Genomic DNA, 13669 nt, shown 5'->3' with positions numbered 1-13669 from the left:
CAAGATTTGCACCATTTGCTACACCATCTCAGCCAGCCGCCCAACGCGACCAAAGGTCGCACCCGCACGTTAGAGCTACAGGCGTATCATTGCGCCACTGCAATACCCTTCTGACCGCGGTTGGCATGCACTGACCGAGGCAATTTTCCACTGCCGTGGGATGCAATGATGAGCAATCAGATTCCAGTACACGACGTTACCCCGCCTGCCAAAAACTCTAATAACAGCGTCGATCTCTACGCCTCTCGGGAAAAAATCTACACCCGCGCCTTCACCGGCCTGTTCCGCAACCTGCGGATGGTGGGCGGTGCCGGTCTGTTCCTGCTGTATTTCGGCACGGTATGGCTCAACTGGGGCGGCCACCAGGCGGTCTGGTGGAACCTGCCGGAACGCAAATTCTTCATTTTTGGCGCGACCTTCTGGCCCCAGGACTTCATCCTCCTGTCTGGCCTGCTCATCATCAGTGCCTTTGGCCTGTTCTTCATCACGGTCTACGCCGGGCGCGTGTGGTGCGGCTACACCTGCCCGCAAAGCGTGTGGACCTGGATTTTCATGTGGTGTGAAAAGGTCACCGAAGGCGACCGCAACCAACGCATAAAGCTGGACAAGGCGCCCATGAGCGCCAACAAGTTCGTGCGCAAGCTCAGCAAGCACACGCTGTGGCTGAGTATCGGCTTCGTCACTGGCCTGACCTTCGTCGGCTATTTCTCGCCGATCCGCGAATTGGTGATCGACTTCTTCACCGGCCAGGCCGATGGCTGGTCGTATTTCTGGGTCGGTTTCTTCACCCTCGCCACCTACGGCAACGCCGGCTGGCTGCGCGAGCAGGTGTGCATTTATATGTGCCCCTATGCGCGCTTCCAGAGTGTGATGTTCGACAAAGACACCCTGATCGTCTCCTACGACCCGCGTCGCGGCGAAGTCCGTGGCCCGCGCAAGAAAGGCGCCGACTACAAGGCTCAGGGCCTGGGTGACTGTATCGACTGCACCATGTGCGTGCAGGTCTGCCCGACCGGCATCGACATCCGCGACGGCCTGCAGATCGAGTGCATCGGCTGCGCCGCCTGTATCGACGCCTGCGACAGCATCATGGACAAGATGAACTACCCGCGTGGCCTCATCAGCTACACCACCGAGCACAACCTTTCGGGGCAGAAAACCCATAAACTGCGCCCGCGCCTGATCGGCTATGCCCTGGTGCTGCTGACGATGATTAGCCTGTTGGTCGCAGCCTTCTTCATGCGTTCGCTGGTGGGTTTCGACGTCAGCAAAGACCGCGTGCTGTACCGCGAGAACGCCGAAGGGCGGATCGAAAACGTCTACAGCCTCAAGATCATGAACAAGGACCAACGCGATCACACCTACCTGCTCGACGCGACAGGTCTGCCCGACCTCAAGCTGCAAGGCAAGCGGGAAATCAAAGTCGCCGCTGGGGAGATCTTCACCCAACCGGTTGAACTGTCCAGCGCACCGGAGCAATTGCCATCGAGCACCAACGAGGTGAAATTCATCCTCAAAGATGCCGATAACGACAGCGTCCACGTTGAAGCCAAGAGCCGATTCATCGGTCCACAAATTCGTTGAGAGAAGTCGCCATGCCTGCAGCAAACGCCACAAGCCCCTGGTACAAGCACCTTTGGCCGTGGATCATCATCGCTATCCTCGCCTGCTCGGTGACCCTGACGCTGTCGATGGTGACCATCGCGGTGAATAACCCGGACAACCTGGTCAACGACAACTACTACGAGGCCGGCAAAGGCATCAACCGCTCCCTGGACCGCGAACTGCTGGCCCAGACCCTGGAACTGCGCGCCAGCATGCACCTGGACGGCGTCACCGGCGAAGTCGATCTGCGCCTGAGCGGCAACAGCGCACCGGCCACCGTGGAGCTGAACCTGATCTCCCCGACCCAACCGGAGAAGGACCGCAAGATCACCCTGACCCAAACCGCCAACGAGCCGGGCCGCTACATCGGCCAGTTGACCGACAAGGTCGAAGGCCGCCGCTTCGTTGAACTGCTGGGCGTGCAGGACGGCAAGACCTGGCGCATGTTCGAGGAAGAACAGGTCAGCCACGACAAGGATCTGCTGCTCGGCGACGAACCCCTGCAAGGCGCCGAAGATCTGAAGAAGTAACACCCGCCCTTCGCGCATCGCGGGCAAGCCCGCTCCCACATTTGACCAAGGTCGCCTGTGGGAGCGGGCTTGCCCGCGCTAAGGCCCCCCAGACGACACAGACCCACCGCCATGACCTCCCCGACGCCCTGCTACCACTGCGCCCTGCCCGTCCCGCCCGGCAGCCGTTTCACCGCCGTCGTGCTCGGCCAGGTGCGGGAGATGTGCTGCCCCGGGTGCCAAGCCGTGGCTGAGGCGATTGTCGCCGGGGGCCTGGAAAGCTATTACCAGCACCGCAGCGAGGCGTCGGCCAACCCCGAAGCCTTGCCGGTGCAGTTAGTCGACGAACTGGCGCTGTATGACCGCGCCGACGTGCAAAAACCCTTCGTACGCCATGACGGCGACCTAGCCGAAACCACCTTGCTGATGGAAGGCATCAGTTGCGCTGCGTGCGGCTGGCTGATCGAAAAACACCTGCGCGGCCTGCCCGCCGTGGCCGAGGCGCGGCTGAACCTGTCCAACCATCGCCTGCATGTGCGCTGGGCCGACAGCGACCTGCCCCTGAGCCAAGTCCTCAGTGAGTTGCGCCATATTGGCTACGCCGCCCACCCCTACCAGGCCGACCGCGCCAGCGAACAACTGGCCAGCGAAAATCGCCTGGCCTTGCGCCAACTGGGCCTGGCTGGCCTGCTGTGGTTCCAGGCGATGATGGCAACCATGGCCACCTGGCCGGAATTCAACATCGACCTCAGCCCCGAGTTGCACACCATCCTGCGCTGGGTTGCGCTGTTCCTGACCACGCCCATCGTGTTCTACAGCTGCGCGCCGTTCTTCAAGGGCGCCGTGCGCGACCTGCGCACCCGCCACCTGACCATGGACGTGTCCGTGTCCCTGGCCATTGGCGGCGCTTACGTGGCCGGGATCTGGACCTCGATCACCGGCGTCGGCGAGTTGTACTTCGACGCGGTGGGCATGTTCGCCCTGTTCCTGCTGGCCGGGCGTTACCTGGAGCGGCGCGCCCGCGAACGCACCGCCGCCGCCACCGCGCAACTGGTCAACCTGCTGCCTGCCTCATGCCTGCGCCTGAGCGATGACGGCCAGAGCGAGCGCATCTTGCTCAGCGAACTGCGCCTGGGTGACAAGGTGCTGGTACACCCCGGCGCGATTCTGCCGGCGGACGGGCGGATTCTCGACGGCCAATCCAGCGTCGATGAATCCCTGCTCACTGGCGAATACCTGCCCCAACCCCGCAGCCAAGGCGATGCGGTCACCGCTGGCACCCTCAACGTCGAAGGCGCACTGACCGTCGAAGTACTGGCTCTGGGCCACGACACGCGCCTGTCCGCCATCGTGCGCCTGCTGGACCGCGCCCAAGCCGAAAAACCGCGCCTGGCGCAAATCGCCGACCGCGCCGCCCAATGGTTCTTGCTGTTCTCCCTGATCGCCGCCGCCGCCATCGGCGTGCTGTGGTGGGAGTTGGATTCGTCGCGAGCCTTCTGGATTGTGCTGGCCATGCTAGTGGCCACCTGCCCGTGCGCCTTGTCCCTGGCCACCCCGACGGCGCTGACCGCCGCCACCGGCACCCTGCACAAGCTCGGCCTGCTACTGACCCGCGGCCATGTACTCGAAGGCCTGAACCAGATCGACACGGTGATTTTCGACAAAACCGGCACCCTCACCGAAGGTCGCCTGACCCTACGCGCCATCCGCCCCCTCGGAGCACTGGACAGCGACCAGTGCCTGGCCCTGGCCGCCGCCCTGGAAAACCGCTCCGAACACCCCATCGCCCGCGCCTTTGGCCGTGCGCCCCTGGCCGCCGAGGAAGTGCTCAGCACCCCCGGCCTAGGCCTGGAAGGGCGGGTCGGCGAGCAACGCCTGCGTATCGGCCAACCGGGGTTTGTTTGCGCCCTCAGCGGCTGCGCGGTGCCGGCCATGCCGGACGAGCACGGGCAATGGCTGTTGCTCGGCGATACCCAGGGCGCACTGGCTTGGCTGGTCCTGGATGACCGTTTGCGCCTTGACGCGCCCGACCTGCTGGCCGCCTGCAAGGCCCGGGGCTGGCGCACCCTGCTGCTGTCCGGCGACAGCTCACCGATGGTGGCCAGTGTCGCCGCCGAACTGGGCATCGACGAAGCCCGCGGCGGCTTGCGCCCCGACGACAAACTCAAGGTGCTGCAAAGCCTCCACGCAGAAGGCCGCAAGGTGCTGATGCTGGGTGATGGGGTCAACGACGTGCCGGTGCTGGCCGCCGCCGACATCAGTGTGGCCATGGGCTCGGCCACCGACCTGGCGAAAACCAGCGCCGACGCCGTACTTCTGTCCAATCGCCTCGACGCGCTGGTGCAAGCCTTTACCCTGGCGCGGCGCACGCGCCGGATAATCATCGAGAACCTGCTGTGGGCCGGCCTGTACAATGGCCTCATGTTGCCGTTCGCCGCCCTGGGCTGGATTACTCCGATCTGGGCGGCGGTGGGCATGTCCATCAGTTCGTTGATCGTGGTCCTCAACGCCCTGCGCCTGACTCGCATGCCGAGCGCGCCGGGCGCCAACGCCCCTTCAGCCACCCGCCCACTCCCGGCCTGAACCGGGCGGGCACGGAGTCCAGCCATGCCAGCGCTTTACGTAATGATCCCGGCCGCGCTGTTGATCGTCGCCATCGCGGTCTACATCTTCTTCTGGGCCGTGGACAGCGGCCAGTACGACGACCTCGACGGCCCGGCCCACAGCGTGCTGTTCGACGACCAGGACCCCAAGCACCTGGCCGCCGTCGACGAGGCCGACGGCCCGCCGAACACCCCAACCCCTCCTGCCGACAAAGACCAGGCCCCCCATGCTTGAACTGGCACCGCTGCTGGTTTCCGCGCTGATCCTCGGCCTGCTCGGCGGCGGCCATTGCCTGGGCATGTGCGGCGGCCTGATGGGCGCCCTGACCCTGGCCATCCCCAAGGAACAACGGGCGCGACGCTTTCGCCTGCTGCTGGCGTACAACCTGGGGCGCATCCTCAGCTACGCCACCGCCGGCCTGCTGATAGGCCTGGCCGGCTGGGCCGTGGCCAGCGGCCCGATGGCGACGCTCATGCGCGTCCTCGCCGGGTTGCTGTTGATCGCCATGGGCCTGTACCTGGCGGGCTGGTGGAGCGGCCTGACCCGCATCGAAGGCCTCGGGCGCGGCCTGTGGCGGCATATCCAGCCGTTTGCCAACCGTTTGCTGCCGGTATCCAGCCTGCCTCGCGCCTTGTTGCTGGGCGCACTGTGGGGCTGGCTGCCGTGCGGGCTGGTCTACAGCACCCTCCTGTGGGCGGCAAGCCAGGGCAACGCCGTGGACAGCGCCTTGCTGATGCTCGCCTTCGGCCTCGGCACCTGGCCCGTATTGCTGGCCACGGGGCTGGCCGCCGAGCGGGTCACGGCGCTGCTGCGCAAGCGCAGCGTGCGCATGGCCGGTGGCCTGCTGGTGATCCTGTTCGGCTTATGGACACTGCCCGGCCCGCACCAGCATTGGCTGATGGGGCACTAGCGTTTTCCTGCCCGCGCGGCCATGCGACCGAGCGTCTCAGCCCCCCGGACAGCGTTGATACAAATCAAGATGACCATCATGTGAACCCCCTAGACTCGCTGCCATTGCAAGCCTATCCGGGGGAACGCCCGCATGCTCGACGCCATTCGTTGGGACTCAGATCTGATCCACCGCTACGACTTGGCGGGGCCTCGGTACACCTCTTATCCGACCGCCGTCCAGTTCGGCAGCCAGGTCGGCACCTTCGACCTGCTCCATGCCTTGCGCGACAGCCGCAAAGCTGTGCGCCCACTGTCGCTGTATGTCCACGTGCCGTTCTGCGCCAACATCTGCTACTACTGCGCCTGCAACAAAGTCATCACCAAAGACCGTGGCCGCGCGGCGCCCTACCTGCAACGCCTGGAGCAGGAAATCCAACTGATCGCCTGCCACCTGGACCCCAACCAGACCGTCGAGCAACTGCACTTTGGCGGCGGCACGCCGACCTTTCTCAGCCACGACGAGTTGCGCCAGTTGATGGCGCAATTGCGCAAGCACTTCAACCTGCTGGACGACGACTCCGGTGACTACGGCATCGAGATCGACCCGCGCGAGGCCGACTGGTCGACCATGGGCCTGTTGCGCGAGCTAGGCTTCAACCGTGTCAGCATCGGCCTGCAAGACCTCGACCCCGAGGTGCAGCGGGCGGTCAACCGCTTGCAGAGCCTGGAAGAAACCCGCGCGGTGATCGAAGCGGCGCGCACCCTGCAATTTCGCTCGATCAATATCGACCTGATCTACGGCCTACCCAAGCAAACCCCGGAGAACTTCGCCCGCACCGTGGAAGAAGTGATCCGCCTGCAACCGGACCGGCTCTCGGTGTTCAACTACGCCCACTTGCCCGAGCGGTTCATGCCGCAACGGCGCATCAACAGCGACGAACTGCCGGCCCCGGCCGACAAACTGCGCATGCTCGAACGCACCATCGAGCAACTGACCGCCGCCGGTTACCGCTACATCGGCATGGACCACTTCGCCCTGCCCGACGATGAACTGGCCATCGCCCAGGAAGAATCGACCCTGCAACGCAACTTCCAGGGTTACACCACCCACGGCCATTGCGACCTGATCGGCCTGGGCGTGTCGGCCATCAGCCAGATCGGCGACCTGTACTGCCAGAACGCCAGCGACTTGAACCAGTACCAAAACGCCCTGGGCGGCGCCCAACTGGCCACCAGCCGTGGGCTGATCTGCAACCAGGACGACCGCTTGCGCCGTGAGGTGATCCAGCAGTTGATCTGTCGTTTCAGCCTGGACTTCTATGAGATCGAGCAAACCTTCAACATCGACTTCAAAGGCTACTTCGTGCAGCTCTGGCCGCAATTGCAGGCCATGGCCGATGACGGTTTGATTGAACTGAACGACGAACGCATTCAGGTATTGCCCGCCGGTCGCCTGCTGGTGCGCTCGGTGTGCATGGTGTTCGATGCGTACCTGGAACAGCAGAATCGCCAGCGGTTTTCGCGGGTCATCTGAAGAACTAACCCGGTAGTCAAAAGCCTGAGCCAGGGGGAGCAAACAGGTTTACCTCCCCCCCAAAAAAAGAAGTCAGGCGCGGCGCGTCATTTTGCCGCCAGGGTGCCTGCCTTCATCGCTGCTTCCGGGCTGGCGTCTTTTATTGCCTTGAGCAGAGACGCATTAGCGCTAGTCAGGCCGGCGTTCAATGCCGAAAGCGTCGATTGCAGCGCACTGACTTTGGCTTGCATCTGCTCCGGGCTCAGGCTCTTATCCGCCATTGCCGCCTGCATCTCGGCCATTTTCTCGGCGATCTGCTGCTTCAACGCGCGAATGGTCTTGAGGATTTCCTGGATGTTCTTGTCCAGGCCACTCTCCTCGATATCGCTGTTGCTCTGGTCGGCTTTCTTGGCCTCAGCCGCCATCTTCAGCGCCGCCCCGGAAAAGGTCACCGACACCCCTTCGGCCGGTTTGCTGGCATCGACCGCCGCCACCGCGCCCTGCTCTTTCGTCGCACCCGCATCCTTCTCAACGGTATTAGCTGCGGAACCGACGACCGGCGAAAAGCCATTTCCGCCGATAGTGACGCCCCCTATAACCCACATAATTCAAGCTCCTTGACAGTTCTGGCGATAGCTTTTGATCGGCCGCTACCGGGAAAACTTGAGAGCACCCGGGCAAAACATGGCCGCATGCCATTACGCGATAGGCTGGCTTCAATGTCCTCCCGTGAGTTACCCTTGCGACTTATGTGTGATTTCCCACAAGGATTTAAGAAATGTCCGAGCCAGTTAAACTGCGCGCTCACAACCAGGCTCATTGCAAGGATTGCAGCCTGGCTCCTCTCTGCCTGCCACTTTCGCTGAATCTGGAAGACATGGATGCGCTGGACGAAATCGTTAAACGCGGCCGCCCACTGAAAAAGGGCGAATTTCTATTTCGCCAGGGCGACGCCTTCGATTCCGTCTTTGCAGTACGCTCAGGCGCCTTGAAGACCTTCAGCCTCAGCGACAGCGGCGAAGAACAGATCACCGGGTTCCACCTGCCCAGCGAACTGGTCGGCTTGTCGGGCATGGACACCGAAAAGCATCCGGTGTCGGCCCAGGCCTTGGAAACCACGTCGGTATGTGAAATCCCCTTTGAGCGCCTCGACGAACTGGCCCTGCAACTGCCCCAGTTGCGCCGCCAACTGATGCGCGTGATGAGCCGCGAGATCCGCGACGACCAGCAAATGATGCTGTTACTGTCGAAAAAGACCGCCGACGAGCGCATCGCCACCTTCCTCGTCAACCTGTCGGCGCGTTTCCGTGCGCGTGGGTTCTCGGCCAATCAGTTCCGCCTGAGCATGTCGCGCAACGAAATCGGCAACTACCTGGGCCTGGCGGTGGAAACCGTGTCGCGGGTGTTTACCCGTTTCCAGCAAAACGAACTGCTGGCGGCCGAAGGCAAGGAAGTACACATCCTCGACCCGATCCAACTCTGCGCCCTGGCGGGCGGTTCGGTCGAAGGCTAACCCCTGCCCGGCCGCGCCATCAGGCGTGGCCGCGGTTATACTGCCGCGTTTGTAGCCCTGCCTGGACTCCCGACGATGCCCTTCGACAGTTTCGACATCAAATCCCTAATCCGCCCCGTGGTGGACTTCCCCAAGCCGGGCGTGATTTTTCGCGACATCACCCCGCTGTTCCAGTCGCCCAAGGCCCTGCGCCTGGTGGCCGACAGCTTCGCCCACCGCTACGTTGAGGCCGATTTCAGCCATATCGGTGCGATGGATGCCCGCGGGTTTCTGATCGGCGCGATCATCGCCTACCAGTTGAACAAACCCCTGGTGCTGTTTCGCAAGCAAGGCAAGTTGCCGGCCGACGTTCTGGCCGAGGTCTACCAGACCGAATACGGCGAAGCCTTCATGGAAGTGCATGCCGACAGCCTGTGCGAGGGGGACTCGGTGCTGATGTTCGATGACCTGATCGCCACCGGCGGCACCCTGATCGCCGCCGCCAACCTGGTGCGGCGCATGGGCGCGCGGATTTTTGAAGCCGCCGCCATCATCGACCTGCCGGAACTGGGCGGTTCCCAACGCCTGCAAGACATGGGCATCCCGACGTTCTGCCTGACCCAGTTTGCGTTGACCGACAAGTAAGGGTTACGGCTACCTACCCGGGGCAATCCTGCCGCCTACAAAGCGATGGGTTTGCGCCCGGCAAACGAGTGGGCCAGCGTACCGCCATCCACCAACTCCAACTCGCCACCCAACGGCACCCCGTGGGCGATGCGCGAGGCGATCAGGCCTTTATTGTTGAGCAGTTGGGCGATGTAGTGCGCCGTCGCCTCACCCTCTACTGTAGGGTTGGTGGCCAGGATCACTTCGCTAAAGCTCCCCTGCTCTTCGATGCGCGCCAGCAGTTGCGGAATGCCGATGGCTTCCGGGCCCAGCCCATCCAGCGGCGACAAGTGGCCCTTGAGCACAAAATAGCGGCCGCGATAACCGGTCTGCTCTACCGCGTACACGTCCATCGGCCCTTCCACCACGCACAACAGCGTGTCGTCGCGACGCGGGTCGGCGCATTGCGGGCAAAGGTCGTCCTCGGTCAGCGTGCGGCACAGGCGGCAGTGGCCCACCCCTTCCATGGCCTGGCTCAGGGCCTGGGCCAGGCGCGAGCCGCCGCTACGATCGCGCTCAAGCAGTTGCAGTGCCATACGCTGGGCGGTTTTCTGACCCACGCCTGGCAAAGTACGCAGGGCGTCGATCAGTTGGCGAATCAGGGGGCTGAAGCTCATGGGAAAAAGTCCGACAAAAACAACGAGACGCGGTTTATACCCGCGCCCCCGGCCAGCGTCAAATGCCGGCCCGCCCGTCAGCCCTGGGCCACCCGTACCACCAATTTGCCGAAGTTACGCCCCTCCAGCAGGCCGATGAACGCCTCGGGCGCATGCTCCAGGCCTTCGACCACGTCTTCGCGAAACTTCACCTTGCCCTCGCGTACCCAGGGCGCCATGGCACTGATGAATTCCGGCTGGCGATCGCCATAGTCGTCAAACACGATAAACCCCTGGATCCGCGCCCGCTTGGTCAGCAGAGTGCGCTGCAATAGCGGCAGGCGATCCGGCCCGGTGGGCGCCACGTGGGCGTTGTATTGGGCGATCAAGCCACACAGCGGGATCCGCGCCCGCGGGTTGAGCAGCGGCACCACTGCATCGAAGACCTTGCCTCCGACGTTTTCGAAGTAGATATCGACGCCCTTGAAACAGGCCTGGGCCAGTTGCTCGGCGAAATCCTCGCGCTTGTGGTCAATGCAGGCATCAAAGCCCAACTCCTCGACCACATAGCGGCACTTGTCCGCGCCGCCGGCCACACCCACCACGCGCAAACCCTTGATTTTCGCCACTTGGCCGACCACCGAGCCCACCGCGCCGGAGGCGGCCGCCACTACCAGGGTTTCCCCAGCCTTGGGCTGGCCGATATCCATAAGGCCCATGTAGGCCGTCATGCCGGGCATGCCCAACACACCCAGGGCCATGGAAGGGCTGGGCAGGCCTGAGGGCACCGGGATCAGGTTGCGCCCGTCTGAGATGCTATGGCTTTGCCACCCTGTGACGCCCACCACCAAGTCGCCCGCCTCGAAGCGCGGGTTGAGCGAACGCTCGACCCGGCTGACAGCGCCACCGGTCATCACCTCGTCGATTTCTACCGGCGCCGCGTAGGACGGAGCGTCGCTCATACGTCCGCGCATGTAGGGGTCCAGCGACAGGTACAGGGTCTTGAGCAGTACCTGGCCGTCGGCCAAGTCTGGCAACGCCACGCGCTCCAGGCGAAAGTTCTCGGGCACCGGCGCGCCAGTCGGGCGCGAGGCCAGGACTACGCGCTGATTGAGGGTCAAGGGCTGGGACATGAAATCGTCTCCTTTGGGTAAGGGATGGGACGGTACAGGTAGCAGACCGCTATTAGCGACCGACGGTTCGATGTTTCTGGTGCGCCAATAAAAATGCCAGGCACGAGGCCTGGCATTTTGTGTAGCTCATCGGATGCGCGGAGGCGAATCAGAACGGCAATTTCATGCCCGGCGGCAACTGCATGCCCGCGGTCATGCCGGACATTTTGTCCTGGCTGTTGGCTTCGATCTTGCGCACTGCGTCGTTGACCGCGGCGGCGAACAGGTCTTCAAGCACTTCGCGGTCGTCTTCGCTGACGCCTTCAAGCAGCGTCGGGTCGATGCTGACGCGCTTGACGTCATGGCGGCCGGTCATCACCACGGTAACCATGTCGCCACCTGCCTTGCCGGTCACTTCGGCGTTGGCCAGTTCTTCCTGCATCTTGGCCATTTTTTCCTGCATCTGCTGCGCCTGCTTCATCAGGCCGGCCATGCCACCTTTCATCATGGGAATCACCTCAAAGTACTTGGATAAACACAGCACCCGGCCAGGGGGCCGGATGCCCTTCAGTTCATGAGCCCTGGCTCACCGGGGCGTCGACGGGCTCGATAGTATCCTGGCGGACCACCGCGCCAAACTGCTGGATCATCTGCTGGATGAGCGGATCGCCATGGATCGACTCCTGCGCCTCGCGCTGGCGCTCGCCGCGCCGGCGTGAGGCTGCCTGGGCTGGGGTTTCCTGCTCGGGCTTAATCAATTCAATGCTGATGGTCAGCGTGCGCTGGTGATACTGGTTCAGCGCATCGTTGAGGCGCCGTTGCTGGGTGGCGTTGAACAACGCACTGTGGGCCGGGTCCAGGTGCAGCAACCAGTGGTCGCCCTCCACCGCCATCAAGGTGCAGTTGGCGGCGATGCTGCCGGTCATGCCGGAAATCGGCAGTTTCGGGAACAGGTGCAACCACTCCAGCGCCAGGCCGGTGGCCGGCGCGGCGGCGGGCAACGGCTCGGGTTCGGCGGCCGGCTCGGCGGTGTGTTCGCTGGCCAACTCATCGAGGTAGCTGTAGGCCGAGTCCATGTCCGGCTCGATGTAGTCTTCGTCCAGCGGCGGCTCGTCGTCCAGGTCCGCGCCCGGCGTGGCGGCATCCACCTCGGCCACGGAAGGCTCGGGGATAGGCGCGGCGGCCCACTCGGGGGCGTCCGGCACCACGCTGTCGGGGGTCAGGGCCGGCATGGGGGTCAGGTCGGGTTGTTCGGCGACCGTTTCCAGCACCGGCTCGCTGGCGGGCTGTTGCTCGTCCTGGGGTGCAACCGGGTCGTTCCAGGGCAGGTCGACCACTTCCTCGGCCGGTGCAACCGCTGCGACCACAGGCTGCACCACAGGCGCAACCGACTCAGGCGCGGCGACAACTGCCGACGCAACCGGCGCAACCTCTACCGGAGTGGGGGCCACGACGGCAGCCACACGCGGTGTGGCTGCCACTGCGTTGGCGGAATCAACTGTGGCTTGGCTGATTCCCACTGGCTTTAGCGGCTGCCTCGGTGCGTCCTGGCTGTCCGCCGGGCGGAAGGCCAGCATGCGCAACAGGACCATTTCAAAGCCGCCGCGCGGGTCTGGCGCCAGGGGTAGGTCACGGCGCCCGATCAGGCCCATCTGGTAGTAAAACTGCACATCCTCGGCTGGCAAGGCCTGGGCCAAAGCCAACACACGGTCGCGGTCGCCATGGCCGTTATCAACGCCTTCGGGCAAGGCCTGGGCGATGGCCACGCGGTGCAGCACGTTGAGAATTTCCGAGAGCACGCCGTTCCAATCTGGGCCCTGCTCCGCGAGGTGGCGCACGGCTTCGAGCAAGCCCTTGGCATCGCCATCGAGCAGCGCATGGAGCACGTCATACACCTGGCCGTGATCGAGGGTGCCGAGCATCGCCCGCACGTCCGCCGCCATCACTTTGCCTTCACCGAAGGCGATGGCTTGGTCGGTCAGGCTCATGGCGTCGCGCATCGAGCCATCGGCGGCGCGGCCCAACAGCCATAGGGCGTCGTCCTCGAACGGCACGTTTTCCACCCCGAGCACATGGGTCAAGTGCTCGACCACGCGCTCGGGGGTCATATTTTTCAGCGAGAACTGTAGGCAACGGGACAAAATTGTTGCAGGAAGTTTCTGAGGGTCCGTGGTCGCAAGGATGAACTTGACGTAGGGCGGCGGCTCTTCAAGGGTTTTGAGCAGCGCGTTGAACGAGTGGCTGGAGAGCATGTGCACTTCGTCGATCAGGTAGACCTTGAAGCGCCCGCGGCTAGGGGCGTACTGCACGTTGTCCAGCAACTCGCGGGTGTCCTCGACCTTGGTGCGGCTGGCGGCGTCGATCTCGATCAGGTCAACGAACCGGCCCTCGTCGATCTCCCGGCACACCGAGCAGGTGCCACAGGGGGTGGAGGTGATGCCGGTTTCACAGTTCAAGCACTTGGCAATTATCCGCGCAATGGTAGTCTTGCCCACCCCGCGCGTGCCAGTGAACAGGTAGGCGTGGTGCAGCCGCTGGCTGTCCAAGGCATTAATCAGAGCCTTGAGCACATGGGTCTGGCCGACCATTTCGCGGAACGAGCGCGGGCGCCATTTACGTGCAAGAACCTGATAACTCATCGAAAACCGTCGCAACTGGGAAGCGGAAGCCGCCAATGCTAG

The 13669-nt window shown here is 63.6% G+C and carries 13 protein-coding genes; 8 read left to right on the top strand and 5 right to left on the bottom strand.

Annotation, left to right across the window (positions count from 1 at the left end):
* Positions 1 to 168: 168 nt before the first annotated feature.
* The 6 genes from ccoG to hemN all read left to right on the top strand — a co-directional run bounded on the left by ccoG (position 169) and on the right by hemN (position 7143).
* A complete protein-coding gene (gene ccoG, locus CKW13_RS05670; RefSeq protein WP_095107612.1) occupies positions 169 to 1584 on the top strand; it encodes a cytochrome c oxidase accessory protein CcoG in 1416 nt (471 codons plus the stop codon).
* 11 nt (positions 1585 to 1595) lie between these two features.
* Positions 1596 to 2135 (top strand): FixH family protein, encoded by a 540-nt coding sequence (locus CKW13_RS05665; RefSeq protein WP_095107611.1) that lies wholly within the window; start codon positions 1596 to 1598, stop codon positions 2133 to 2135.
* 111 nt (positions 2136 to 2246) lie between these two features.
* Positions 2247 to 4697 carry a heavy metal translocating P-type ATPase gene (locus tag CKW13_RS05660; RefSeq protein ID WP_095107610.1) on the top strand — a complete coding sequence of 817 codons (2451 nt, stop codon included), beginning with the start codon at positions 2247 to 2249 and terminating at the stop codon, positions 4695 to 4697.
* Between the two features lie 24 nt (positions 4698 to 4721).
* The gene (ccoS, locus tag CKW13_RS05655; RefSeq protein ID WP_095107609.1) at positions 4722 to 4952 is read left to right on the top strand and encodes a cbb3-type cytochrome oxidase assembly protein CcoS; all 231 of its coding nucleotides are present in this window, start codon (positions 4722 to 4724) and stop codon (positions 4950 to 4952) included.
* On the top strand, positions 4945 to 5628 hold the full coding sequence (locus tag CKW13_RS05650) for a sulfite exporter TauE/SafE family protein (RefSeq protein WP_095107608.1): 684 nt from the start codon (positions 4945 to 4947) through the stop codon (positions 5626 to 5628). Before ccoS ends, CKW13_RS05650 begins: the two co-directional genes overlap by 8 nt.
* Before the next feature lie 132 nt (positions 5629 to 5760).
* The gene (hemN, locus tag CKW13_RS05645; protein ID WP_095107607.1) at positions 5761 to 7143 is read left to right on the top strand and encodes an oxygen-independent coproporphyrinogen III oxidase; all 1383 of its coding nucleotides are present in this window, start codon (positions 5761 to 5763) and stop codon (positions 7141 to 7143) included.
* 86 nt (positions 7144 to 7229) lie between these two features.
* Here hemN and CKW13_RS05640 read toward each other — a convergent pair whose 3' ends face one another.
* Positions 7230 to 7727, bottom strand: coding sequence for a hypothetical protein (locus CKW13_RS05640; protein ID WP_176465054.1), 498 nt, complete (start codon positions 7725 to 7727; stop codon positions 7230 to 7232).
* Positions 7728 to 7900: 173 nt separating this feature from the next.
* Here CKW13_RS05640 and fnrA point away from each other — a divergent pair, with 173 nt between their 5' ends.
* Complete coding sequence (gene fnrA / locus CKW13_RS05635) at positions 7901 to 8635, top strand: Crp/Fnr family transcriptional regulator FnrA (protein ID WP_095107606.1); 735 nt, start codon at positions 7901 to 7903, stop codon at positions 8633 to 8635.
* A 75-nt stretch (positions 8636 to 8710) separates the two neighbouring features.
* Entirely contained in the window at positions 8711 to 9259 is a 549-nt protein-coding gene (locus tag CKW13_RS05630) for an adenine phosphoribosyltransferase (RefSeq protein WP_095107605.1), read from the top strand.
* Between the two features lie 35 nt (positions 9260 to 9294).
* Here CKW13_RS05630 and recR read toward each other — a convergent pair whose 3' ends face one another.
* From recR to dnaX, 4 genes are all read right to left on the bottom strand, one after another.
* Positions 9295 to 9897: a recombination mediator RecR gene (gene recR / locus CKW13_RS05625; RefSeq protein WP_095107604.1), complete on the bottom strand. Its 603-nt coding sequence runs from the start codon at positions 9895 to 9897 to the stop codon at positions 9295 to 9297.
* Between the two features lie 77 nt (positions 9898 to 9974).
* Positions 9975 to 11009: an NADP-dependent oxidoreductase gene (locus CKW13_RS05620; RefSeq protein WP_095107603.1), complete on the bottom strand. Its 1035-nt coding sequence runs from the start codon at positions 11007 to 11009 to the stop codon at positions 9975 to 9977.
* Between the two features lie 148 nt (positions 11010 to 11157).
* The gene (locus tag CKW13_RS05615) at positions 11158 to 11496 is read right to left on the bottom strand and encodes a YbaB/EbfC family nucleoid-associated protein (RefSeq protein WP_020300389.1); all 339 of its coding nucleotides are present in this window, start codon (positions 11494 to 11496) and stop codon (positions 11158 to 11160) included.
* A 64-nt stretch (positions 11497 to 11560) separates the two neighbouring features.
* A complete protein-coding gene (gene dnaX / locus CKW13_RS05610; RefSeq protein ID WP_095107602.1) occupies positions 11561 to 13627 on the bottom strand; it encodes a DNA polymerase III subunit gamma/tau in 2067 nt (688 codons plus the stop codon).
* Between the last annotated feature and the right edge of the window lie 42 nt (positions 13628 to 13669).

The organism is Pseudomonas sp. Irchel 3E20 (assembly GCF_900187645.1).
GTDB lineage: Bacteria > Pseudomonadota > Gammaproteobacteria > Pseudomonadales > Pseudomonadaceae > Aquipseudomonas.
Note: the sequence above shows the minus strand (reverse complement) of the source record. Positions and strands in the feature narration are given on the sequence as shown.